Genomic DNA, 22529 nt, shown 5'->3' with positions numbered 1-22529 from the left:
GTGGTGGCTGAACTGGTCACGGAAATGGGTGCGGCTCCGTTTCTGGCCGGCACCCCGATCCGGGTCGACCCGACGGAAAGCGAGGTCGCCGACGCGGTGCTGCGCCTGTTGCGGCTCGTGGACAGGCCGGCGACGATCCCGATCCTCCAGGCGCAGCTGCTGCGCGAGCTGCACTTCTGGCTGCTGTCCGGCCGCCACGGCGGCGCGATCCGCGCGCTCGGGATTCCCGGCAGCCATGCGCAACGCATCGCCCGCGCCGTCAACCTCATCCGCTCAGAGCTCGCGGCGCCGCTTCGTGTGGAGCAATTGGCCAGCGCCGCCGGAATGGGCCTGTCTGCGTTTCACGAGCACTTCCGCGCCATTACCTCCCTGACGCCCTTGCAGTTCCAGAAGAAGCTTCGGCTGATCGAGGCAAGGCGCCTGATGCTGTCGGCGGGGGAACCGATCAGCAACGCCGCCTATAGCGTCGGCTATGAGAGCGTCCCCCAGTTCACGCGCGAATATGGACGGCTGTTCGGGGTAACCCCCGCCCGCGACCGGCGGCAGCAGTCGGCGGCCTGAGCAGTTGCACACCCGCGCGCGGCGCCGACCTAAACGTTCGCTTCCTCTCCGTCGCGAATGCGGCGCCCGGCAACTTGCAGGCACTCAAAGGCGGCGTAGCGCTTTAGGTGAATGGTAGCGATCCTCTTCCCTGCGGGCCGCAGCACGGCCGCAGGACCGGACATCGTCGCCATCGCCGTCGGCAAATCAGGACTGGTGGCTGCGGCGACGGACGCGAGCATCGCTGCGCCGCGCAGAACGGGTTCGTCCGCTGCCGGCAACAGCACGGGGGTCGCCGTCGCGTCGGCGAGGATCTGGCAGACCACGGGGTTGCGCGCCGCCCCGCCGCTCGCCACGATCGAGGCGACTGGAATACCGCTGAGCCGCAAACGGTCGAGCAACTGGCGCAGGCCATAGCCGATGCCCGAGAGGCCGGCGACATAGAGCGCGATAAGGCTGTCCTCGTCACGTTCAAGGCCGAGCCCTGCGATCACCGCCCGCGCGTTCGGATCGGCGAAGGGCGAGCGGTTGCCGAGGAACTCCGGCACTACATGCACCCGGCCGGCAAGATCGATCACGGTGGAAGCCTCGCCCGCTTTCGCGGCCGCCCGGCGCGTCAGCCATTCCGTCAGCGGAACGCCATCCGCCGCCGCGCGCTCAGCGGCTGCTGGCGCTTCCGGGTGCAACTCCACCAGATGGTCGAGCGCCGCGCCGGCAGCGGACTGCCCGCCCTCCGTAAGCCAGAGCCCCGGCACCATGGCCGAGAAATAAGGGCCCCAAACGCCGTCGACGAAGATCGGCTCGGCGGCCGAGGCCATCGAACAAGCCGAGGTCCCAAAGATATAAGCGAGGCGGCTGCCGATGGCCGGGTCGATGCTCTCGGCCGCGACGCCGAGCGTGCCGATGCCGCCCGAATGAGCGTCGATCAGCGCGGCGGCGACGGCGGTTCCAGGTGCCAGGCCGAGATCGGCGGCAGCCCGTTCCGTCAGGCCGGTGCCGATCGCCGTGCCCGGCGACACGATCTCGGTGCCGATGCGGGCGAAGCCCTCATCGGCGAGCGCGCCGAGGCCGATGGCGCGGAAATAGCCTTCGTCCCAGCGCTTCTCGTGCGCGAGATAGGTCCATTTGCAGGTGACGGTGCAGATCGAACGCGCAGTCGAGCCCGACGAACGCCAGGTGAGATAGTCCGAAAGATCGAAGAAATGATCGGCCGCCGCGAAGGAGGCAGGCAGGTGCCGCTGAAGCCAGACGAGCTTCGGCGTCTCCATCTCGGGGGAGATCCGGCCGCCGACATGATCGAGCACGCGATGATGGCCAGCATTGATCTCCTCGGCGATCGCCGAGGCGCGGTGGTCCATCCAGACAATGACGTTGCGCTCGGGATCGCCGGAGAGGCCGACGGGCACCGGCGTGCCGTTCGCCTTCACCGCCACCAACGAGCAGGTTGCGTCGAAGCCGATGCCCTTGATCTCGGAGGGATCGAGCCCCGACTCCGCGACCGCCTGACGGACGCTCTCGCACACCGCCGTCCAGATCTGGTTGCCGGACTGCTCGACGATGTCGCCGGGCTCGTGCCACAGCGTCAGCGGCCGCTTCGCGGTGGCGAGCAAGGTGCCATCGGCGAGGAACACGCCGGCGCGGGCGCTGCCGGTGCCGACATCGACGCCGACCAGCGCGGAAAGGGTTTCGCCGGCCATGGCGCTAGAGATCCACGCTGTGCGGCAGCAGCACGAGGTCGCGCACCACGACCCCGGCTGGACGGGTCAGCATGAACATCACGGCGTCGGCCACCTCCTTCGGCGGCATCAGGCTACCATTGGCGAGCGCCTCGTCCATCTTGGCCTTCGGCCAGTCGTCGAGGAGTGCGGTGACAACCGGGCCGGGCAGGACGGCGCCGACGCGGACCTTGTGTGGGATCATCTGCCGGCGCGTGGTGTGCACGAAGGCCTGCACCGCATGCTTGGAGGCGGTGTAGACCGGCTCCCACACGACCGGAATGACGCCGGCGACCGAGCTCGTCATGATCACATCGCCGGTCTTGCGCTCGGCCATGTGCGGCAGCACCGCGAGAACCGAGCGGAAGGCGGCATTGACGTTGAGGTTCAGCATCCGGTCCCAGGCGTCGGCATCGGCCTCCAGCACATGGCCGCCGACATAGGCGCCCGCATTGGCGTGGAAGATGTCGAGCTGACCCGCCTTTTCGAGGATCGCCGGCAGCATGCCAGCGACGCTGGCCGGATCGGTGAGGTTCACCTCCAGCGGATGGGCGCGGTCGCCGAGATCAGCGACGATCGACTGCAGCCGGTCGCCCGCACGATCGACGAAGAACACCGTCGCGCCGGCCGCGTGCATGGCACGGGCACATTCGAGGCCGATGCCCGACGCGGCGCCGGTCACGGCCGCAACTTTTCCCTCGAGAACTGAGGTCATGACACTTACTCCGTCTGAAATCCGGTCAAGCGCGGCCGTGGCTGATGCGGGAGCGCCGGGCGAGCGAGTCGACGATCACGGCGATGGCGAGAACGCCGCCGGTGATCATGTAGCGCAGCGAGGAAGAGAGGTTGAGCAGCGTCAGGCCGCTCGAGATCGCCTGGATGACGATGATGCCGAGCACTGCCGACCAGGCACTGCCGCGGCCGCCGAAAAGGCTGGTACCGCCGATCACCGCCGCCGCGATGGCGTTGAGATTCACGTCGCCAGAACCGGCCTGCTGGCTGGCCGAGGCGAGACGAGAAGCTGCGAGGATGCCGCCCAGCGAGGCGAGCATCGAGCAGAGAACGAAGGCGCTGGCATAGACGCGGCGCACATTGATGCCGGCGCGGCGGGCCGCCTCGCGATTGCCTCCCACCGCCATCATCGAGCGGCCCCATTTGGTGCGGGTCAAAGCGTAGTTCAGCACGACGGCAAGCACGAGGAACAGGCAGAACATCCACGGCACCCCACGGCCGCGATTGAGATAATAGACCGCAAATTCGAGCAGGGCGGTGAGCAGGATTGCCTTGACGACGAGACCGCCGATCGACTGCGCCGAGAGATTGGCAGCGACGCGTCGGCGCATGACCGCGATGCCCGACACGACCATCACGATGCCCGGCAGCAACGCCGCCGCATGCGACAGCCAGGCCGGCATGATCAGGATCTGGCCGAACTTCACCAGCGCGGATTCGAAAGGAAGGTTGATCGAGCCGGCGGCGCCGAGCACATAAAGCTGCAGTCCGAGCAGCGCGAGAAGGCCCGCGAGCGTCGCGACGAAGCTCGGCATGCCCAGCCGGTTGAAGAGGATCGCGTAGAGATAGCCGACCACGGCACCGACGGCGATCGCGGCAAGGATGGCAAGTCCCACCGGCCAACCCTGGTTGACCCAGAGCGTGCCCACCATCGCCGACGCGAAGCCGCTCATCGAGCCGACCGAGAGGTCGATCTCGCCGACGATCAGCACGCAGACGATGCCAAGCGAGATGACGCCGACCGTCGCGCAGTCGAACAGGAGGTTGACGAGGTTGTTCGGCAGCAGGAACACCGGATTGAGGCTGGTGAACACTGCCGAGATGACGACGAGGCCGACCGCGACCGGCAGCATGCCGAGATCGCCCGAACGGACCTTGTCGAAGAAGCTGCTGAGCGCACCGGCGAAGCCGACATCGGTCCGCAGCCGCACATCGGCGCGGTCGAGTGGGATCGATCCGCGTTGCGGTTCCGGGGGCGTGGGAACGGGAGAACTCATCGGGACACCTCGGCGGCCTGGGCCTGCGCCTGGCGGCGCTCGCTGCGACGGGAAACGGAATTCTCGGTGGCGCCGGTAATGGCGGCGACCAGGTCCTGTTGGCTCGCCTCGCGGGTGAAGACGCCGTTGTTGCGGCCGAGCCGAAGCACGACGATGCGATCGGCGACCGCCCGTACGTCCTCCATGTTGTGGCTGATCATGATGACCCCGAGGCCGCGATCGCGCACGCGCTCGATGAGGTTGAGTACCTCGGCGGTCTGGGCGACGCCGAGCGCGGCGGTCGGCTCGTCGAGCATGATGATCTTGGGGTCGAGCAGCAGCGAACGCGCGATGGCGACCGTCTGCCGCTGGCCGCCCGACAACGAGGCGATGGGCTCGCGCACCGAGGGAATGCGTGCGGCGAGCTCCTTCAGCAGCGTCCAGGCGCGCACCTCCATGGTCACCTCGTCGAGGCGCGCCGGCGAAAGTTCGTGGCCAAGGAAGAGATTGGCGACCACATCGAGATTCTCGCAGAGGGCGAGATCCTGGTAGACGGTGGCGATGCCGAGCTGCATGGCCGTGGCGGGGGTATCGAGATGGACCTCCTTGCCGGCGAAGCGGATCGTACCGCCATTGGGCTGATGCGCGCCGGCGAGCACCTTGACCAGCGTCGACTTTCCGGCGCCGTTGTCACCCACCAGCGCGACCACCTCGCCGGCATGAACGTCGAGATCGATGTCGGTCAGCGCGGAGACAGCGCCGAACTTCTTGGTGATGCCGCGCAGGCTCAACACCGGCTCGGTCGAATTCGGGGATGTCGTCATGCCTGTCGCACCCTGTCCTGTCGCGTCATGTTCAATGGGTCGGACCGGATCGGATCCAGCCCCGACGGCGAATGTCCGCCGGGGCTGGTTCCGCCTTGATCACTCGATGCCGAGCTTCTTGCAGGCGTCGACATATTCACCGGTGCAAACTTCGGCCGGGGTCTGGATCTTCTTGTCGAAGATCTCGGCCTTGATGTTCTCGGCGGTGACGACAGCCGGCACGAACAGTTCGGACGGCGTTTTGTAGAGCGTCGTCTTCGCTTCCGGCGTGCCGCCCTTCAGGAAAGTGACGGCGACATTGGCCGCGGCTGCGGCGACGATCTCCGAAGGCTTGGAGATGGTGTTGTACTGGTCGCCGGCGATGATCAGCTGCAGCGCGGCGATGGTCGCGTCGTTGCCCGTCACGGGCGGAACAGGATTGACGCCAGCCGCCTTGAAGGCGGCGATAGCGCCGCCACCGGTGCCGTCATTGGCCGCAACCACGCCCTTGATATCGCCGCCGAAGCGGGTGATCTGGCCGGCGGCCCATTCCTGCGCCTTGGCAGGGGTCCACTGCGGCGTGTCATATTCGGCAAGCGTCTTGTAACCCGACGGCTCGAGCGCCTCGTGGATGCCGTCGCGGATCAGGCCGGCGGCGGCGTCGGTGGGCGAGCCGTTGATCTGCAGGACGCCAGCGCCGGCCGGCACGCCCGTTGCCTTCAGGTGATCGACGAGCGACTGGGCAATCGCCTTGCCGATACCCTTGTTATCGAACGAGACGTAATAGTCGGCCGCCTTGTCCGGAATTGGACGGTCATAGGCGATGACCTTGACGCCCTGCGACTGGGCGAGCGCCACCAGCGAAGCGGCGGCGGTGGAGTCGACTGCGTCGAGCACCACGACCTTCGCGCCCTGCGAGATCACCGAGTTGAACTGCTGCTGCTGCAGCGTCGCGTCGGCAGTAGCGTTCTGGTAGATGACCGTGCAATCGGCGCAAAGCTTCGCCATCTCGGCCTTGAAGCCGGGAAAATCGTGCTGCTCATAGCGCGTGGAGCCCTGGTCCGGCATCAGGAAGGCGACGGTGTCGCCAGCCAGAGCGGCGCCAGCGGACAGCGTGAGCGCGGCGACGGCGGCTGCCGTCCTCAGATAGAAATTCTGCATCAATTCACTCCCCTTGTTTTCGAAAGACCGAACCGGCTCCCGGCGCAGGGCGCGGAGAGGCATTCATGGTTCGATCGGTCCTAGAAGCACGGCCCCTGATGACGCGATCTCCAGGACCACGCCTTCATCACCCCGCCGGACGGCCCTCCAGCCGCCCCGGCACCGCGGGACCCGCGGTCGGGTGCCTCCCAAATTCACATGACGCGAACCTCCCTTGACCTGCGCCGTCCTCAGGCGGCGATGACCACGTTGTTTTCGTTGAGCAGCGCGCGGAAGCGCGACGGCGGCATTCCCTTGCGGCGCAGGAACTGCCGGTTGAAGTTGGACAGATTGTTGAAGCCGCAGGCGTAGCAGATGTCCGTCACGGACATGTCCGGCTCGTTCATCAGCAACTGGCACGCGAGGTTGATCCTGAGCCGGTTTACATATTCGACGACGCCCATGCCGGTATGGCGACGGAAGCTGCGCGAGAAGGTGCCGACCGACAGGCCGGCGCAGGCCGCGAGCTCGTTTTCGCCGAAAGGCTCGGTCAGTTGCTCATTGATATAGGACAGAGCCCTGTTGACGCCGACCGACATGAATCCGGAGGGGTCGGGCCGATAGGTCGGGCTCGACAGGGTGGTCAGGTGCCGGTCGTCCGAAAGGGTCGACATCAGGCTGACGAACAGCTCAACCCGGCGGGGTCCCCGCGCAGGAATCAACTCGGCGAGTATCGCTGCCGCGCGGCCCGAAACCGCTTCGCTGAACAGAGCGCCCCGCCGACTGGTCTCCAGCACGGAAGCGAAGGCGGACATTTCAGGGAACACGTCGCTGATGCGTGTCAGAAAGTCCTCGCGGAACTGGACCACGCGGCTGCGCAACGAGACGGTGGCGCCGGGCGAGACATGACTGACCCAGTTGTGAGGAAGGTTAGGCCCGGTCATCACGAGATTGCCCGGCCCGAAGTCGCCGATGAAGTCGCCGACGAAATAATGGCCAGAAGTCGCTACGACGTAATGGATCTCGCACTCGGGATGAAAATGCCAGCGTACGGTTCGATAGGGATAACCATGTTCCCAAGCGGTGAACGACTGTCCCCTACCGATCTCAACGACTTCAAGATCCGGCTTCATCATATCCCTCCCGAGATCTAAGCTTTTCGCCTCTTGATCTTGACCGCCGGATCGTCTCCCCGTGATCTGGCAATCATGAGGCAGTGAAGCGTCGACAGCCACCTCGTTCCCAATCCGGAACCGATACTATTTTGTCGTTTCGCGTGATTGATCGGCCCAATATTGCACAAGCGAAGTGGGTTTCAGGCGATTGCTGCGGCGCGTTATGTCGACTGAGGTAGGGAAACGGATCGGCGCTGGGTGTCGGCGTTACCGGTCCTCGAGGCTTGCAACCAGACCGTGCCTAATACTGTTTGGAGGCGGCCGACGCGCTTGGTGAGCGGTTCGAGGCGCGATCTCGCGGGCAAAGCGCCGTGTCTCATGCGCGATGCAGCCGGTGCCGGTGTCGGTCAGCCATTCGGTGACGGCCGGAAGCGATCGACCGGTCCGAAGCGGTCTCGACGGCGAGCGTCATGAGATCGCGAACATCCTCGCCCTTGATGCCTTCGGTGGTGAAGTTGATTGCCTCGTGATCGCAGCAGTACGACTGGCTTGGAGAGAAAGCTGGAGTGTGAGTCCGGAGCACGGAACTAGACTACGCTCCATGCTCCGGACTTGAGAAATCGCCTTGGCTATCCTTAGCCAATATCTAGGGTTGCTTCATTGCAATCACCCATGTGATCCGGGCATTGCGATCGGCCAATCCAGTGGCTACCTCGAATACGTCATACGTTAGCACTGCTTGAAGAAACGATTTTCACTTCACCGCCATCGGAGACTTGGACGTGGTGCTGGACGAGAGGGCGATTGCCCGCTACCCGGCGCATCAGGACATAGAAAACGGGCGTCATGAATATGCCGAAGAAGGTGACCCCGATCATGCCGGAGAATACGGCGACACCCATGGCCGAGCGCATTTCCGCGCCGGCGCCGACGGAAACAACCAAGGGAACAACGCCCATAATGAAGGCCATCGAGGTCATCAGGATGGGCCGAAGGCGTTGGCGGCTCGCCTCGATGGCCGCCTGCACCGGGTTTCGACCTTCAAATTCCAGTTCGCGGGCGAACTCGACGATAAGGATCGCATTCTTTGCGGACAGCCCCACCAGCACCATGAGGCCGATCTGCGTAAAGATGTTGTTGTCGCCGCCGATGAGCCAGACGCCCGTCATAGCCGCCAGCACGCCCATGGGCACGATCAGAATGATGGCAACCGGCAAAGTCAGGCTCTCGTATTGAGCCGCCAGCACCAGATAGACAAGCAGCAGGGCGAGCGCGAAGACGACGAAGCTCGAATTGCCGGCGAGGATCTGCTGGTAGGTCAGGTCCGTCCACTCGAAATCGATGCCCGCGGGCAAGGTCTCGCCGGCAATCTTCTCGATTGCCGCTTCCGCCTGACCTGACGAAAATCCAGGCGCCGGACCTCCATTGATGTCAGCGGCCAGGAAGCCATTGTAGCGGGTTGTCCGTTCCGGGCCGTTGGCACTTTCCACCTTGAGCAACGCGGCCAGGGGGATCATCTCGCCCGATTTTGAGCGGACACGGAGCCGGCCGATGTCTTCGGGTAATGCCCGAAACGCCGCGTCGGCCTGGACACGGACGCTATAGGTCCTGCCAAAGGCGTTGAAATCATTGACGTAAAGCGATCCCAGATAGATCTGCAGAGTGTCGAAGACGTCCGTGACCGCGACGCCGAGCTGCTCGGCTTTCGGCCGGTCGATATCAGCGAAGAGCTGCGGCACGTTGATCTGGAAGCTGGAGAACAAGCCGGCCAGTTCCGGCGTCTGGCCGGCCTTGGCAAGGAAGTCCTTGGTAGCGTTGTCGAGCGCCTGGTAGCCAAGGCCAGCGCGGTCTTCAATCTGAAGCTTGAAACCGCCCGTCGAGCCAAGGCCGTTGACCGGCGGCGGCGGGAACATGGCGATGAAGGCGTCCTGGATCCCTGCAAATTTCCCGTTCAGCTGCATCGCGATCGCGCCGCTCGACAGTTCGGGTGACTTGCGCTTCTCGAAATCGTCAAGGACCGCAAAGACGATGCCGGAGTTCGAGCCAATCGTGAAGCCGTTGATCGACAAGCCCGGGAATGCGATCGCATGCGCGACGCCTGGCTGTTCCAACGCAATCGCACTCATCCGCTTGATGACAGCCTCGGTGCGGTCGAGCGAGGCCCCGTCCGGCAACTGCGCGAAGCCGATCAGATATTGCTTGTCCTGAGCCGGCACGAAGCCGCCGGGCACGCTGTTGAACACCAGATATGTCGCGCCGCCGAGGGCCAGATAGATAGCCATCACGATGCTCTTGCGCGACATGAGGCCGCCGACCCCCTTGCCATAACCACGGGACACGGAGCCGAACATCCGGTTGAAGCCGCGGAAGAACCAGCCAAGAGCAAAGTCCATAATGCGCGTAAGCCGGTCCCTTGGCGCGTGATGGTCCCGTAGCAGAAGGGAAGCCAGGGCAGGTGAAAGCGTCAGGGAGTTGATCGCGGAAATAACGGTCGAGATCGCAATCGTCAGGGCGAACTGGCGATAAAATTGGCCGGAGAGCCCGCTGATGAACGCCAGTGGGACGAAGACCGCCACAAGCACCAGTGCAATGGCGACGATCGGCCCCGACACTTCGCGCATGGCGCGATAGGTCGCCTCCCGGGGGCTGAGCCCCATCTCGATGTTTCGCTCGACATTTTCGACGACGACAATGGCATCATCGACGACGATACCGATCGCCAGCACCAGGCCAAACAGCGTCAGGGCGTTGATCGAGAATCCGAATACGAACATGACGGCGAAGGTACCGATGATCGATACCGGAACCGCGATCAGGGGGATGATGGACGCGCGCCATGACTGCAGGAAGAGGATGACGACCAGAACGACCAGCGCTATCGCCTCGAGAAGCGTATCGATGACCTTCTCGATGGAAGCGCGCACAAACTTGGTCGTGTCATAGACGATCTCGTATCGGACGCCTTCCGGCATCGCGAGCTGCAGTTCATCCATCGTGGAATAGATCTGATCCGCAATCTCGATTGCGTTCGAGCCTGGCGCCTGCAGCACCGCAATGGCCACAGCCGGCCGGCCATCCAGCAGCGAGCGCAGCGTATAGTCAGCCGCGCCCATCTCGACGCGGGCAACATCCCTCAGCCGCGTTATCTCTCCGTTCGAGCCCGTCCTGACGATGATGTCGCCAAACTCCTCGGGAGTACCGAGGCGGCCACGCGCGTTGACGTTCAGCTGCAGGTCCGTGGACGAAGGCGCGGGCGAAGCGCCGATGGTGCCGGCGGCCGCCTGGATGTTCTGCTGGCGGATGGCATTGGTGATGTCGCTCGCGGCAAGGCTGTGTTGTGCCGCCTTTTCCGGGTCAATCCAGACGCGCATGGCATAGTCGCCGGCGCCGAAAATCTGGACCTGGCCGACGCCCTCCGTGCGAGCCAGACGGTCCTTGATGTTCAAGGTCGCGTAGTTCCGCAGATAGGTGATGTCGTAGCGATCGGTGTCGGAAACCAGGTTCACCACCATGATGAAGTCGGGCGAACTCTTGATGGTCGTAACGCCAAGCGCGCGCACCTCGGCAGGCAGGCGGGGTTCCGCCTGCGAGACGCGATTCTGCACCAGCTGCTGTGCCTTGTCGGGATCCGTGCCGAGCTTGAAGGTTACCGTGAGGGTCAGAACGCCATCGGAGGTGGCCTGGCTGTTCATATACAGCATGTCCTCGACGCCGTTTATCTGCTCCTCAAGAGGCGTTGCTACGGTTTGGGCGACGACAACGGGATTTGCCCCCGGATAGGTCGCCCGCACGACGATCGAAGGCGGAACGACCTCTGGATACTCGGAGATCGGCAGCGACCTCATGCCGATCAGGCCTGCGACGACGATGAGAACGGACAGCACGCCGGCAAACACGGGGCGATCGATGAAAAATCGCGATATATTCATTTCCAAGTCCTACTCTGGGACGAAATTAGCGTGAATCGTCCTAGTCCCCGGATCGCTCCGCAGGCTGATGAGAAGTATTCGATATTTTGCGGAGCTTAGCGGCCTCCGCTGTGGCCTCTATTTCAGTACAGCAACCGCTTCATCGACCTTCGGAGCTACGATTGCGCCGGGACGAATGCGTTGCAGGCCGTTGACGACCACCCGGTCACCTGCCGAAAGTCCGCTTTCGACAATACGCTCGCCATTCGCACTGTCGCCGATCTGGACGGGGCGATAGATCACCTTGTTTTCTGCATCGATGACAAAGACGAACTTCTTGTCCTGGTCAGTGCCGATAGCCCGCTCGCTGACGAGGATCCTCTTTTCGGCCTTCGGTTCGCCGATGCGGATCCGAACAAACTGGCCGGGGATAAGCTTGCCACCCGGATTGGAGAATACGGCGCGGACCCCGATTGTGCCGCTGGCGGCATCGACCTGATTGCCGATAAACTGCAGCTTTCCTCGAATAGGCGAGCCATCTTCCGAAGGCGATTGGATCTCGACGGGTATCTCTTCGATTGGCGAATTGGCCACGTCAGCTGTCGGTAGCTTGGCGAGGATCTGCGCCGCAATATCCTCCGCCACGTCAAAGCTCGCGTAAATCGGATCGATCGAAACAAGCGTTGTCAGGGCAGGCGAGGCGGATCCGGCCGCGACCAGATTGCCGACTGTGATTTCGACCCTGCCAATGCGACCGGTGACCGGCGCATAGAGCTTCGTATAGTCAAGTTCCAGTTGCGCCGACTGCAAAACAGCCTGAGCCGTCTGTTGAGCTGCCTGCGCTTCGGTCACGGCATTCTGGCGTTGGTCCAGCGTGCTCTGCGATATGACCTGGGTCTGCGACAGTCGCCGTCCGCGCTCCAACTCGAGCGCTGCAAGTTTCAATTTTGCACCGGCCGACGCCACCTGGCCTTCTGCCTGGGCGACGGCGGCCTGATAGGGCGCCGGATCGACCGTGAAGAGGAGGTCTCCCGCATTCACGAGCGAGCCTTCCCGGAAGTCCACGGATTGGATGGCGCCTGCGACGCGGGAGCGTATCTGGATACGGTTGACCGCCTCGAGGCGGCCCGAGAATTCCTGCCATCGGTTCACGTCACGAGCCTTGATGACGGTGACGGTGACGGGCACTGCGGGGGATTGCAGCACCCCATCCGATGCCGATGCATTGGTGCTCAGGGGAAGATCAAGGAGCATGGCAGCGGTAAAAACGGACGCAGCCAGTCCCAGACCGGTGCCCGCAAGGGCCCAGCGCTTGATAGTCGGTGTCATTGTTTTTCCTTACGGCCGGTGGATGCCGGCGATGGTCAACTAGGTTTCAAGCCGCGCATACCGGGTGCCGAGTTCGCGGGTGAAACTTAAAAAATGGCTGCCTACGACATCCTGCCACGACGATGCCTGGCCCGTGTCGCCACCGTAGATGGATGGCCAACCGGTCCCGGCAGGAAGAGCGTGCTGGTGAACCTGAACCCCCGCATCCCTCAGCTGCCTGGCATAGCCTCTCGCCTCATCGAGCAGGGGGTCGTCGTCCGACGTCAGCAGGAGTGCCGGTGCCACGTCACGAAGGCGCGAACACATGGAGGGGGCAGCGTATGGATGACAGATCCCGCCGCTCAGATAATGGACCCATCCATTCTCCCAGCGGTGGCGCATCCCGATATCGTCAGAGTTGCGAAAGGAGGGCGAGCCCATGAAGGGATCGAGCAGAGGCGAAGCGAGCACCTGGCCATCCAGTTCGCTGGCAAAATGATCGCGTGCCTTCAGCGCGACGGCAGCCGCGATGTTGGCACCCGACTCCTCGCCGCCGACAATCAGGAGAGACTTTCGGTCGCCAAATCCGGCGCACTTTTTCGCAAGGGTGGAGAAAATCGAAAAACCGACTTCCAAGGGTCTGGGAAACACACCGCCGAACGGCGCGTTATAGTCCGGCACCACGACGATTGCGCCTGTGGCAGCAAAACACCGGGCGAGCGGGCACTCTTCGAGGCCTGTGCGCATGAACGCACCGCCGTGAAAATACAGAAGGACAGGTGGGTACTTGGTGGGTTCTGCGCCCTGATAGATTTGCGCAGACACACAGCCTCCCGCCACTTGCTCCAACTCCACATTTCTCACTTGGACGGCAATCACGCTTTTCACTCTGGATGTTGAGGCTGCGGGGGGTCGCAGCTCGCGTCATTTCAGTGATCTAGCATTATTCATCGCCTTGAATAAGGACGCCATATTCGACTACACTATTCGAAATTTTGAACAATGACCCCAGCGGGAGGCGCCCTCGGATATGGATCAGCTATTGGCCATGCGCGCCTTCATCCGGGTCGTCGATACCGGCAATTTCACCAAGGCTTCCGAAGCGCTCGGTTTGTCGAAAGCCTCGATGACGAATCTCGTCCAAAATCTCGAAGCGCACCTGCAGACGAAGCTGCTCAATCGGACCACGCGGCGGGTGATGGTGACGACGGACGGCGCGCTCTACTATGAGCGCGCATTGCGGATCATATCCGAAGTGGACGAACTCGACGGCAGTCTGTCCCAGTCCTATTCGACCCCGACAGGCCGCTTGCGGGTGGAGATGGCCAGCATCTTCGCCGACTGGATCGTGATTCCCGCGCTCGATGATTTCAACCGGGAGTTTCCAGATATCCATATCGACTTGGGTGTCGGCGACCGGAACGTCGACTATCTTGCCGAAAATGTCGATGTCGCATTGCGGGGCGGACAGCCTGCCGATCAATCCCTGATTGCGCGACGCGTGGGCCAAGTCGACCTGACATTCTGCGCCTCCGCCCACTACGTGGAGAGGTACGGGATGCCGAACCATCCCTCCCAGTTTGAAGCGGACCATCAATGCGTCGGCTACTTCATGCCGCCCAGCAATCGGAGCATGTCGTTCCTGTTCGAAAGGGACGGCGAACAAGTCGAGATCAACCCGCGCTACGCCTTGTCCGTCAATGACGCACGCAGCTACACGGCGGCGGTTCTTTCCGGCCTCGGTGCGGGCCAGCTTCCTCGCTGCATGGTCGCCGATGAGATCGCCAGCGGGCGGCTCATTGCTGTTCTGCCTGACTGGCATATCGAGCCGGTGCCGCTCTACGTCGTCTATCCGCCGAACCGGCATCTGAGCAACAAGGTAAGGGTGTTTGTCGAATGGCTTGTGAGGCTGATGGCGAAAAAGGGCCTGAACGCCTAGCACACTCGCGTGCTGGATCGTCGTGTAACCAGCGAACACCTGAGGACGCGTCGCTCTGTTTCGCTGCCGCCCTTGCCCTGTATCAGCTGATCCAGCATGTCGGCGCCTTGCCATCCCAGATCGTAATAGGGCAGGGCCACGGTCGTGAGTTCCGGCTTGAGTCCAAGCGAGACCGTCCGGAAGTCGTCGAAGCCAACGATCGTGATATCGTCCGGGATGCGCAGGCCGAGGGAGAGGGCGGCGAGGTAGGCCTGGAGCGCCATTTCGTCATTTCCGCAGACGAGCGCTGTCGGGCGATCGGGCAGGGAGAGAATGTCCAGGGCTTCACGATAGACATAGTTCGTCTCGCGACCGATCGGTCCCTCCATTCCGAGACGGATGATCATGTCATTCTCTGAAAGGCCGTGCGCCTGCGCCGCAGCGAGGAACGCATCCAGCCGCTGATTGGCCCCTAGCAGAAGCGGGTTCAGGCGGATGTAGCCGATCCGGCGGTGGCCAAGGTCTATCAGGTGCCGGGTGAGGTCATAGGCCCCGCCATAGTCGTCCGGCTCGATCGACGGATACGAATACCCGTCCTCGGCATGGGAGTTGACCAGCACCGTCGGGATCGAGACTTCGCCCGCCGCAGGCACCACGACCCGGTGATACATCGCGACATAGAGTACGCCATCGATACGGTGGGCCTTGAAGGTCCGCCAGACATTGGCTTCGCGGTCCTGGTCGCCATCGGTGTTGGCCAGTAGCACCGTTCGGCCATTGGCTCCCGCCCAATCCTGCACCCCCCGGACGATGTCGCCGGAATAGGGCGTCGTCGAAATGAAATCGGTGATGATGCCGATGATATCGGTACGGTTCGACCTGATGCTGCGCGCCGCGAGGTTCGGGATGTAGCCCAGACCGGCAATGGCGAGCTGCACCTTCTCGATCGTGTCAGCCGTGACGTTCGGCTCGCCATTGACCACTCGGGACACAGTCTTGTCCGACACGCCGGCCACGCGAGCGACATCCTTGATACTGACCATCCACGCTCCCCCACAATCTCCCGGGAACTCTATCGTCACCAAAACTATACCGCAACCGACAACGTCGACATTATGCATGTCGACGTTGTCATAGCCAATTGACGACGTCGACATTGCTGCATATGGTCCCAGCGCTCCCGGTCGTCTTCCGCGGGCAAAAAGCAGGAGGGGACATGAACAAGACGCTCTTATGCGCGGCAGCCGCGCTTTCTCTGGCAACGTCCGTGGCGCATGCCGAAGCCATCAACGTGCTTGTCGAAGGCGGCGGTCATTCGCTTCAGCAGGCGGCCGCCGATGCTTTCACCAAGGACACCGGCATAGAGGTCAATTTCGTCGAGGTGCCCTACCAGGGCGTCTTCGACAAGCTCACGGCCGAGATCGCCTCGGGAACGTCGAATTATGACGTCGCGACCATCGACGTCGTCTGGAATGCGGCCTTCGCGGATCATGTCGAGGATTTGAGCGACCTGTTCACCGATGCCGTCAAAGCGGATATTCCGCCGGCCCTTCTCGCCGACGCCAAGGTCGGCGGAAAAACGATGGGCATGCCCGCCTGGGCGAATGCCGAGATCGTCTTCTACCGCAAGGATCTGTGGGAAGATGCAGCCAACAAGGCGGCCTTCAAGACGCAATATGGCTACGACCTCGCGCCGCCAGCCACCTGGCAGCAATGGCGCGACATGGCCAAGTTCTTCACCAAGGACGGCATGTTCGGCACCGATGTGATCGGCGGGACGTCCGAGGAATGGATGGCCGAGGTGCTGCAGGCCGGCTCGCCCGGCGTGATCCTCGATGACCAGGGCAATGTCATTATCGACAACCAGGCCCATATCGACGCGCTCATCAACTACCGGGCGCCGCTTTGCGAAGACAAATCAGCGCCTGACAATGCGCTCGAAATCAGCTGGGGCGAGGCGCAGAACCTGTTCTATCAGGGCCAGACGGCCATGATGAAGTTCTGGGCCCACGCCTACAAGATGACGCCAGCGGATAGCAAGGTCGCCGGCAAGGTCGGCGTGGCGCCTATGATCGCCGGTCCAGCAGGGATCGCAGGCATTCCCGGGCCCTGGTACAACGTCATTCCGTCGACGTCGCAGCACAAGGACGCGGCGCGAAAGTTCATCGCCTACGAGACCGCCCACAACGCGCTCGGCATCGAGGCTCCGCTTGGGCTTGCGGCGACGAACTCGGCCTATGCGAGCTATTCGGGCAAGCCCGGCTACGAGCATTTCGGACCGCTGATGGCCACGCTCTCGGCGCCGGCAACCAAGGGCCGGCCGCTCAATGCGCATTATCAGGAACTCGTCGACGAAGCCGTCATGCCCGCATTTCAGGGGGCCCTCGAGTGCAAGGATAACGTGGCGGATCTGCTCAAGGAGGCGGCCTCCACCGCGCGCGGCATTCTGAAACAATAAACGCCAGCGCATCACGGACCGAGGCGGTCGCCCGCCGCCTCGGCACATCAACAAAAACAGTGGAGGGGGCGATGAACGAACGCAGGTTCGTGCTGCTTATGCTGCTGCCTGCCCTGTTGTTCCTGGGGTTGCTGGTTGCCTATCCGGTTGTGCTGCTCGTCTATAATTCGTTCTTCGACGTCAAGCTGATCGATCCGTCGAGCCGTGTCTGGGTTGGTCTTGCCAACTATGCGGACGTGCTGACCTCGAAGCGGATCCTCGAATCCGCCGTCAGGACGCTGCAATATTCGATCTTCGCGCTCGTCTTCGAGATCGTCTTCGGCCTCGGCGCAGCACTTCTCTTTGCCGCGATCGCCAGGCACTCACACTGGCACCGCACCGTCTTTGCCCTGCCCTTAATGATTTCGCCGATCGTCGCCGGCCTGCTCTGGCGTTTTCTCCTTGTCGGAAATATCGGAATCCTCAACTACGGGCTGGCGGCGCTCGGCATCATTCCGAACCCCGGCGCGATCAAGTGGCTGTCCGACACCGACATCGTGATCTATTCGGTCGCCGTCGCCGACATCTGGCTGACGACGTCATTCGTGGCTCTGGTCAGCTACGCCGGACTGACGAACATACCGAAGGATGTTCTCGAGGCTGCCCGGATCGACGGTGCCGGCGCGGTCAACCGCTTCTGGCACATCACCTTGCCGATGATGCGCCCGGTCCTTGCGGTCGTCGTGATCGTGCGCGGCATCGATGCGCTCAAGACCTTCGACCTGATCTGGATCCAGACCCAGGGTGGGCCGCGACAAGCCAGCGAAGTCCTGTCCATGAACATCTATCAGCGCATGGTCCGCTATGGCGACCTCGGCCAGGCCTCGGCATCGGCGACGCTGTTTCTGGCCTTCATGATTGCGCTGGCCGGCCTCGCCTATTGGAAGATCTGGAGGAAGGACAATGTCTGATCGCGAACCTCTGGACCTTGGCAAGACAGTCATCCATGCGGTCGCGTTCATGCTGGTGCTGTCCTATGCCCTTCCCTACGTCTACCTGCTCTCGACGTCGCTGAAGCCGGCGGCAGACGTCCAGCAGATCCCGCCTTCCTTCTTCCCCGACCGCGTGTCGCTCGAGAATTTCGGCACGGTCATCGGCACGGCCGCGCTGCCCCAGGCATTCCTGAACTCGGCCATCGTCGCGGTCCTTACGACGCTGCTGTCGCTGCTGATCGCAGTTCCGGCGGCTTATGTCTCCGCGCTCTATCGTCGGAAGATCACCGTCCTCTTTCTCTTGTTCGCTCTCATCACCCGCATGGTGCCGGCGGTCTCGCTTGGTGTCCCGCTGTTCCAGATCATGAAGACGCTGGGCCTGCTCGATACCCGTATCGGCCTGGTTCTCGCTCATACATCCACTGCCGTTCCCTTGGCCCTCCTGCTGATGGCGGCCTTCTTCGAAGGCGTGCCGAAGGAACTCGAGGAAGCGGCGCGCATCGATGGCTGCAGCCGCTTCGGCGCCTTCTGGCATATCATCCTGCCCTTGATGCCGAGCGGCCTTGCGATCACGGCACTGTTCAGCTTCATCGCGAGCTGGAACGAATTCCTGTTCGCCCTGCTGCTCACCTCCCAGAACAGCAAGACGGCGCCGATCGTCATTGCGGAGTTTAACTCGGTCTATGGCCTCGCCTGGGGGCCGATGACCGCCGCCGCCGTCCTCTATTCGCTGCCCGTCATTCTCATCACCCTCATCCTGCAGAAGCAGATCGTCGGCGGGCTGACCTTCGGCGCCGTGAAAGGCTAGCCCGGTGGCCCGCAATCGAACGCGACAGGATCAACAGGGTCTGGCGCGGGCGAGGGACGCTCGACGGCAGGATGTTTCGACACCCCAGCAACCGCCGGCAGCCCGCCGGATCGCGCCGCCCTTGGTCTCGCGCGCGAAAACAGAAATGCCCGAGGAAGAGCACGGAATGTCCAGCGCCAATGTCTACAACGTCACGGAATGGTCGGTCGGCAATCCGCATGAGGATATCGGCGCGGTCATCAACAGCATTATTGCGGACATCAAGCGCCGGCAGGCCGTCTCCGATCTCCATGAGGGCGGCAAGCCGGGCGCGGTGATCTACATCCCGCCTGGCGATTTTCGCCTGCGCACGCAGGTCGTCATCGACATCAGCTTCCTGCGAATTGTCGGATCCGGACACGGCTTCACCTCGTCGAGCATCCGCTTCAACACGCCGCCGGACGAGCTGAAGCAGTGGCACGAGATCTGGCCCGGCGGCAGTCGGGTCCTCGTCGACATCCCCGATGGCGCTGGCGAGGGCGAGGCGGGGAGGGCGGCATTTCTCGTGCGGCGCGCCGGCAATCCGCGCATCAGCTCCGTCGAGTTTGCCGATTTCTGCATTGACGGCCTGCACTTCACGGAAGCTCGCCATGGCGACGTCGAGAATTCCTATCGAAACGGCAAGACCGGCATCCATGTCGCGACCGCCAACGACTCGTTCCGGATTACGGGTATGGGCCTCGTCTATCTGGAGCATGGCATCGTCTCGCACCATGCCGATGCCTCCACCATCGACAACAACTTCATCGGCGAATGCGGCAATTGCATCGAACTGCGCGGCATGGGCCAGGCTTCGAAGATTTCGAACAATCTGATCGGCGCCGGCTATGATGGCTATTCGATCTATGCCGAGAATTTCGGCGGTCTGCTCGTGTCCGGCAACAATGTATTCCCGCGCGGGCGCAGCAGTATCGAGTTCTCGGGCGTGGTCCGGTCATCCGTCACCGGCAACAGGTTGCACGCCTTCTATCCGGGAATGCTGATCTTCTCCGGCAACTGCTCGGAAAACCTGGTCTCGTCCAACCACTTCCTGCGCGATCGCGAGCCTTGGGCGCCCATGATGGGCTACAATAATGGGCTGGACGACCAATTCGGCCTTCTCCATCTCAATGGCGACAATAACTCGGTGATCGCCAACCATATCTCCGAGACGATCGACACCAGGTTTCTGAAGCCGGCCGGCGAAAAGCCGGTGATCATCCGGATCGTCTCGGGCCGGGGGAACTACGTCGCGAACAATCATATCGTCGCGACGACAGAGGCCGCGCAGGCGAGCGACCCACTGAACAGCGACTGCTTCGCGACGCAGGTCGAGGCGATCCTCTCGACGAGGAACCTCGCTGCCCTCGAGGTGATCGCCGTGCAGGTCGAGCCGCAATCGAGCCACAACACGATCCTCGATTCCGGCAGCGATGCCGAGGTTCAGCTCGACAGGAGCGTCAATGCGTTCCGAGGCACGCCCGCGCCGGGGCAGGGAGGGGTACCGAATTGAAGTCGACGATCACGCTTTCCGCCAGCTATCAGCTCGAATTTTGGGCGCAAGGGCCGGGCTCTATCCGCATCGTGCGAGACGATGATCTGCTCTGGCAAGTGCCCGCCTTTTCCTCCCATCCCGATTTCTTCCGCTATCACCACCGCGAGGTTGGCGTCGTCACCCTGGAATGGGATCGGAGCGAGGCGATCCTCTGGGCCTATGGCTATGACCCGCAGACCGTGACCGAGACCGGCATCACGATCTTTGAATTCGGCGCCGAAGGGTTGGCCCTGCGCACCGGTCCGGAGATCGATGCCCGGCTGCGGTCCGACCCCGCGCGGCCAGTGATGCATTTCTCGCCGATTCGCCAGTGGATGAACGACCCGAACGGGCTCTGCAAGATCGGCGAAACCTGGCACATCTTCTACCAGTTCCATCCGGCCGGTACCGACTGGGGACCGATGCACTGGGGCCATGCGGTCAGCACGGACCTCTTCAACTGGACGCATCTGCCGGTCTTCCTGCATCCCGAGCAGAATCTCTGGCGGCTCGGGGCCACGGGCGGCGCCTTTTCCGGCAATGCCTTCGAGGATCGCGACGGCAGCCGCATGTTCTTCTACACCGAGCGCCTGCCGGCCTATGACCTGTTCAAGGGTTATCGCGAGGTGCAGAAGCTGGCGCGGCCGGGGCGGGGCCTCCTCCACGCTACCAGCGTCGAGACGGTCATCGCCGTACGCCCCGAAGCGGATGGCGTCGATCATGATTTCCGCGATCCCAAGGTCTGGTGGGATGAGGGCGCCCGCGCCTATCGCATGGCGCTCGGTTCGGCGCTCTTCGGCGATCCGGCGGTGCTCCTGTACGGTTCGGACAATCTGATCGACTGGTCCTATCTCGGCCCAATATATCGGGCGCCGGCACATTACCGCGAAAACGGCGCTCGAGCAGTCGAATGTCCCGACTTCTTCCCGCTCGGTGACAAGTGGGTCATGCTCATGGCCTTTGTCGGCTATACGGAGCCGGCGACGGGCCGCCACAATCTCTCCTTCGCCCTTGTCGGCGAATTCAAGGACGATGCTTTCGTGCCCGATACGGGCGAATTGCAGGTGCTGGACTTTGGCACCGACTTCTACGCCATGCAGACCTTCCGGGCAGGCGAACGGCAGGTCGCCTTCGCCTGGCTGTTCAACTGGGAAGACCGCAAGCCCGCCGGTTCGCCCTATTCCGGCGAGATGTCGCTTCCGCGTGAGATCAGCCTCGACAGCACGGGGCGGCTCCTCATGCGGCCGTCAGCCGAACTTCAGAACGCCTGGCGTGCCGATCCTCTGGTGAGAGAAGCGGACGGAAGCTTCAAGTTGAACGACGCGCCGTTCGAGTTGTTCATAACGGGCAACCTCGAAGGCTCAAGGGTTGCCGCTACGGAACGCGATGCTCTAGCATTTGAGATCGTGGTGACGGGCGGTCGCGTTTCAGTCCGGCTCCCGCAGGATGATGGACGGATCCGCTATGAGGCGGAGTGTGCCTTGGCGGCCGACCTGCGCATCATCTACGACCGAGGCATCATCGAGATTTTCGCCGACAACGGCGCGATTTGCGGTACGCGGCGCAGCTATACCAATATCGCCCCAGACAAAATCGAAATCATGTCCAGCGCGCGCTTCATTCTGTCCGAGCGCCAAGCGGTTTGACATCTCCAATGCCGTCAGCCGAGCCCTGGCGCAAAGTCGAATGTCGGCTGTTGGGCGCAGAGCCAGCTTCTATTCTTGGCGCAGAGCCGTCGTTCGCACCTCGATACCGGACTGACGGCTTTCCACCATGCCCCATGGTTGATGTTCGTGGGCGTCGAGCATGCAGGGCGCTCTCATCGCTTTTCTAGCAAAGACTGGTCCTAGATTGCACTCATCTGCCGACGGCGGGTCGGTTCGTGCGCACCGCCGGATGAGCGCCGGCGGTAATGTAGGACTGAACTGCTGCCGGTTTTATGGACACGAGGCTCGGCTAAGTTAGCCTGCTTCTCGAAGTCCAAGGGGCTGAGATACCCCAAGGTCGAGTGCCTGCGTGTCGGATTATAGAAGCGCTCGATGCAATCGAACGCATCCGCCCTTGCCTCACTGCGCGTGCGATAGATTTCGCGCGGTCCGCCCGGTTTTGAGCGATGAGGTCTCCATTGCAGCATTGTCCCAGACGTGGCCCGGCCCACTCATCGACCAGCCAACGACGCGCCGCGAGAACCGGTCAATGACGGCCGCACCGTAAAACCCGAGACCACCGAATAGCTGCATCCTTCGATTGGAATGTCTTGGTGAGGGTCGGAATCCGACTTCGCGCACCTGAGCGTGCCACGACG

General features: G+C 62.8%; 17 protein-coding genes and 1 pseudogene. 7 read left to right on the top strand and 11 right to left on the bottom strand.

What is annotated here, in order from left to right; translation table 11 throughout:
* Positions 1-561: AraC family transcriptional regulator (locus LB518_RS23350; protein WP_224580232.1), on the top strand; the 561-nt coding region annotated here is incomplete at its 5' end.
* 29 nt (positions 562-590) lie between these two features.
* Here LB518_RS23350 and LB518_RS23345 read toward each other — a convergent pair.
* From LB518_RS23345 to LB518_RS23305, 9 genes are all read right to left on the bottom strand, one after another.
* A complete protein-coding gene (locus LB518_RS23345; protein ID WP_224580231.1) occupies positions 591-2237 on the bottom strand; it encodes an FGGY-family carbohydrate kinase in 1647 nt (548 codons plus the stop codon).
* A gap of 4 nt (positions 2238-2241) precedes the next feature.
* Positions 2242-2970 (bottom strand): SDR family oxidoreductase, encoded by a 729-nt coding sequence (locus LB518_RS23340; RefSeq protein ID WP_224580230.1) that lies wholly within the window; start codon positions 2968-2970, stop codon positions 2242-2244.
* A 25-nt stretch (positions 2971-2995) separates the two neighbouring features.
* Positions 2996-4264 carry a sugar ABC transporter permease gene (locus LB518_RS23335; protein ID WP_224580229.1) on the bottom strand — a complete coding sequence of 423 codons (1269 nt, stop codon included), beginning with the start codon at positions 4262-4264 and terminating at the stop codon, positions 2996-2998.
* Entirely contained in the window at positions 4261-5067 is an 807-nt protein-coding gene (locus LB518_RS23330) for an ATP-binding cassette domain-containing protein (RefSeq protein ID WP_224580228.1), read from the bottom strand. Before LB518_RS23330 ends, LB518_RS23335 begins: the two co-directional genes overlap by 4 nt.
* A gap of 99 nt (positions 5068-5166) precedes the next feature.
* A complete protein-coding gene (locus tag LB518_RS23325; protein ID WP_224580227.1) occupies positions 5167-6207 on the bottom strand; it encodes an ABC transporter substrate-binding protein in 1041 nt (346 codons plus the stop codon).
* 230 nt (positions 6208-6437) lie between these two features.
* Positions 6438-7319, bottom strand: a complete 882-nt coding sequence (locus LB518_RS23320) for an AraC family transcriptional regulator (RefSeq protein ID WP_224580237.1) — start codon at positions 7317-7319, stop codon at positions 6438-6440.
* 704 nt (positions 7320-8023) lie between these two features.
* A complete protein-coding gene (locus LB518_RS23315) occupies positions 8024-11230 on the bottom strand; it encodes an efflux RND transporter permease subunit (protein WP_224580226.1) in 3207 nt (1068 codons plus the stop codon).
* Positions 11231-11347: 117 nt separating this feature from the next.
* Positions 11348-12538: an efflux RND transporter periplasmic adaptor subunit gene (locus LB518_RS23310; RefSeq protein ID WP_224580225.1), complete on the bottom strand. Its 1191-nt coding sequence runs from the start codon at positions 12536-12538 to the stop codon at positions 11348-11350.
* A 39-nt stretch (positions 12539-12577) separates the two neighbouring features.
* Positions 12578-13393 carry an alpha/beta hydrolase fold domain-containing protein gene (locus tag LB518_RS23305; RefSeq protein WP_224580236.1) on the bottom strand — a complete coding sequence of 272 codons (816 nt, stop codon included), beginning with the start codon at positions 13391-13393 and terminating at the stop codon, positions 12578-12580.
* A 154-nt stretch (positions 13394-13547) separates the two neighbouring features.
* Between LB518_RS23305 and LB518_RS23300 the strand changes: the two genes are divergently transcribed.
* On the top strand, positions 13548-14456 hold the full coding sequence (locus LB518_RS23300) for a LysR family transcriptional regulator (protein WP_224580224.1): 909 nt from the start codon (positions 13548-13550) through the stop codon (positions 14454-14456).
* Here the strand turns inward: LB518_RS23300 and LB518_RS23295 are convergent.
* Positions 14453-15478 carry a LacI family DNA-binding transcriptional regulator gene (locus LB518_RS23295; protein WP_224580235.1) on the bottom strand — a complete coding sequence of 342 codons (1026 nt, stop codon included), beginning with the start codon at positions 15476-15478 and terminating at the stop codon, positions 14453-14455. The two genes, LB518_RS23300 and LB518_RS23295, sit on opposite strands and share 4 nt — an antisense overlap.
* A gap of 173 nt (positions 15479-15651) precedes the next feature.
* Between LB518_RS23295 and LB518_RS23290 the strand changes: the two genes are divergently transcribed.
* The 5 genes from LB518_RS23290 to LB518_RS23270 all read left to right on the top strand — a co-directional run bounded on the left by LB518_RS23290 (position 15652) and on the right by LB518_RS23270 (position 21870).
* Positions 15652-16893, top strand: coding sequence for an ABC transporter substrate-binding protein (locus LB518_RS23290; protein WP_224580223.1), 1242 nt, complete (start codon positions 15652-15654; stop codon positions 16891-16893).
* A gap of 71 nt (positions 16894-16964) precedes the next feature.
* The gene (locus tag LB518_RS23285; RefSeq protein ID WP_224580222.1) at positions 16965-17843 is read left to right on the top strand and encodes a carbohydrate ABC transporter permease; all 879 of its coding nucleotides are present in this window, start codon (positions 16965-16967) and stop codon (positions 17841-17843) included.
* A complete protein-coding gene (locus LB518_RS23280) occupies positions 17836-18672 on the top strand; it encodes a carbohydrate ABC transporter permease (RefSeq protein WP_224580221.1) in 837 nt (278 codons plus the stop codon). The genes LB518_RS23285 and LB518_RS23280 overlap by 8 nt, the downstream gene beginning before the upstream one ends.
* A gap of 166 nt (positions 18673-18838) precedes the next feature.
* A complete protein-coding gene (locus LB518_RS23275; RefSeq protein WP_224580220.1) occupies positions 18839-20203 on the top strand; it encodes a NosD domain-containing protein in 1365 nt (454 codons plus the stop codon).
* Positions 20200-21870, top strand: coding sequence for a glycoside hydrolase family 32 protein (locus LB518_RS23270; RefSeq protein WP_224580219.1), 1671 nt, complete (start codon positions 20200-20202; stop codon positions 21868-21870). Before LB518_RS23275 ends, LB518_RS23270 begins: the two co-directional genes overlap by 4 nt.
* Before the next feature lie 308 nt (positions 21871-22178).
* On the opposite strand, the pseudogene LB518_RS23265 reads toward LB518_RS23270, so the two are convergent.
* Positions 22179-22437: pseudogene (locus tag LB518_RS23265) on the bottom strand (integrase core domain-containing protein); the annotation flags it as partial.
* Between the last annotated feature and the right edge of the window lie 92 nt (positions 22438-22529).

The sequence above is a fragment of the Mesorhizobium sp. BR1-1-16 genome (genome assembly GCF_020165495.1).
Taxonomy (GTDB): Bacteria; Pseudomonadota; Alphaproteobacteria; order Rhizobiales; family Kaistiaceae; genus Kaistia.
The sequence above is the reverse complement of the archived record's forward strand: the minus strand, read 5'-3'. Positions and strand labels throughout refer to the sequence as shown.

Coding starts and splice junctions, on each gene's coding strand:
- LB518_RS23345 (WP_224580231.1), bottom strand. CDS start 2,237: ATGGCCGGCGAAACCCTTTCCGCGCTGGTCGGCGTCGATGTCGGCACC.
- LB518_RS23340 (WP_224580230.1), bottom strand. CDS start 2,970: ATGACCTCAGTTCTCGAGGGAAAAGTTGCGGCCGTGACCGGCGCCGCG.
- LB518_RS23335 (WP_224580229.1), bottom strand. CDS start 4,264: ATGAGTTCTCCCGTTCCCACGCCCCCGGAACCGCAACGCGGATCGATC.
- LB518_RS23330 (WP_224580228.1), bottom strand. CDS start 5,067: ATGACGACATCCCCGAATTCGACCGAGCCGGTGTTGAGCCTGCGCGGC.
- LB518_RS23325 (WP_224580227.1), bottom strand. CDS start 6,207: ATGCAGAATTTCTATCTGAGGACGGCAGCCGCCGTCGCCGCGCTCACG.
- LB518_RS23320 (WP_224580237.1), bottom strand. CDS start 7,319: ATGAAGCCGGATCTTGAAGTCGTTGAGATCGGTAGGGGACAGTCGTTC.
- LB518_RS23315 (WP_224580226.1), bottom strand. CDS start 11,230: ATGAATATATCGCGATTTTTCATCGATCGCCCCGTGTTTGCCGGCGTG.
- LB518_RS23310 (WP_224580225.1), bottom strand. CDS start 12,538: ATGACACCGACTATCAAGCGCTGGGCCCTTGCGGGCACCGGTCTGGGA.
- LB518_RS23300 (WP_224580224.1), top strand. CDS start 13,548: ATGGATCAGCTATTGGCCATGCGCGCCTTCATCCGGGTCGTCGATACC.
- LB518_RS23295 (WP_224580235.1), bottom strand. CDS start 15,478: ATGGTCAGTATCAAGGATGTCGCTCGCGTGGCCGGCGTGTCGGACAAG.
- LB518_RS23290 (WP_224580223.1), top strand. CDS start 15,652: ATGAACAAGACGCTCTTATGCGCGGCAGCCGCGCTTTCTCTGGCAACG.
- LB518_RS23285 (WP_224580222.1), top strand. CDS start 16,965: ATGAACGAACGCAGGTTCGTGCTGCTTATGCTGCTGCCTGCCCTGTTG.
- LB518_RS23280 (WP_224580221.1), top strand. CDS start 17,836: ATGTCTGATCGCGAACCTCTGGACCTTGGCAAGACAGTCATCCATGCG.
- LB518_RS23275 (WP_224580220.1), top strand. CDS start 18,839: ATGTCCAGCGCCAATGTCTACAACGTCACGGAATGGTCGGTCGGCAAT.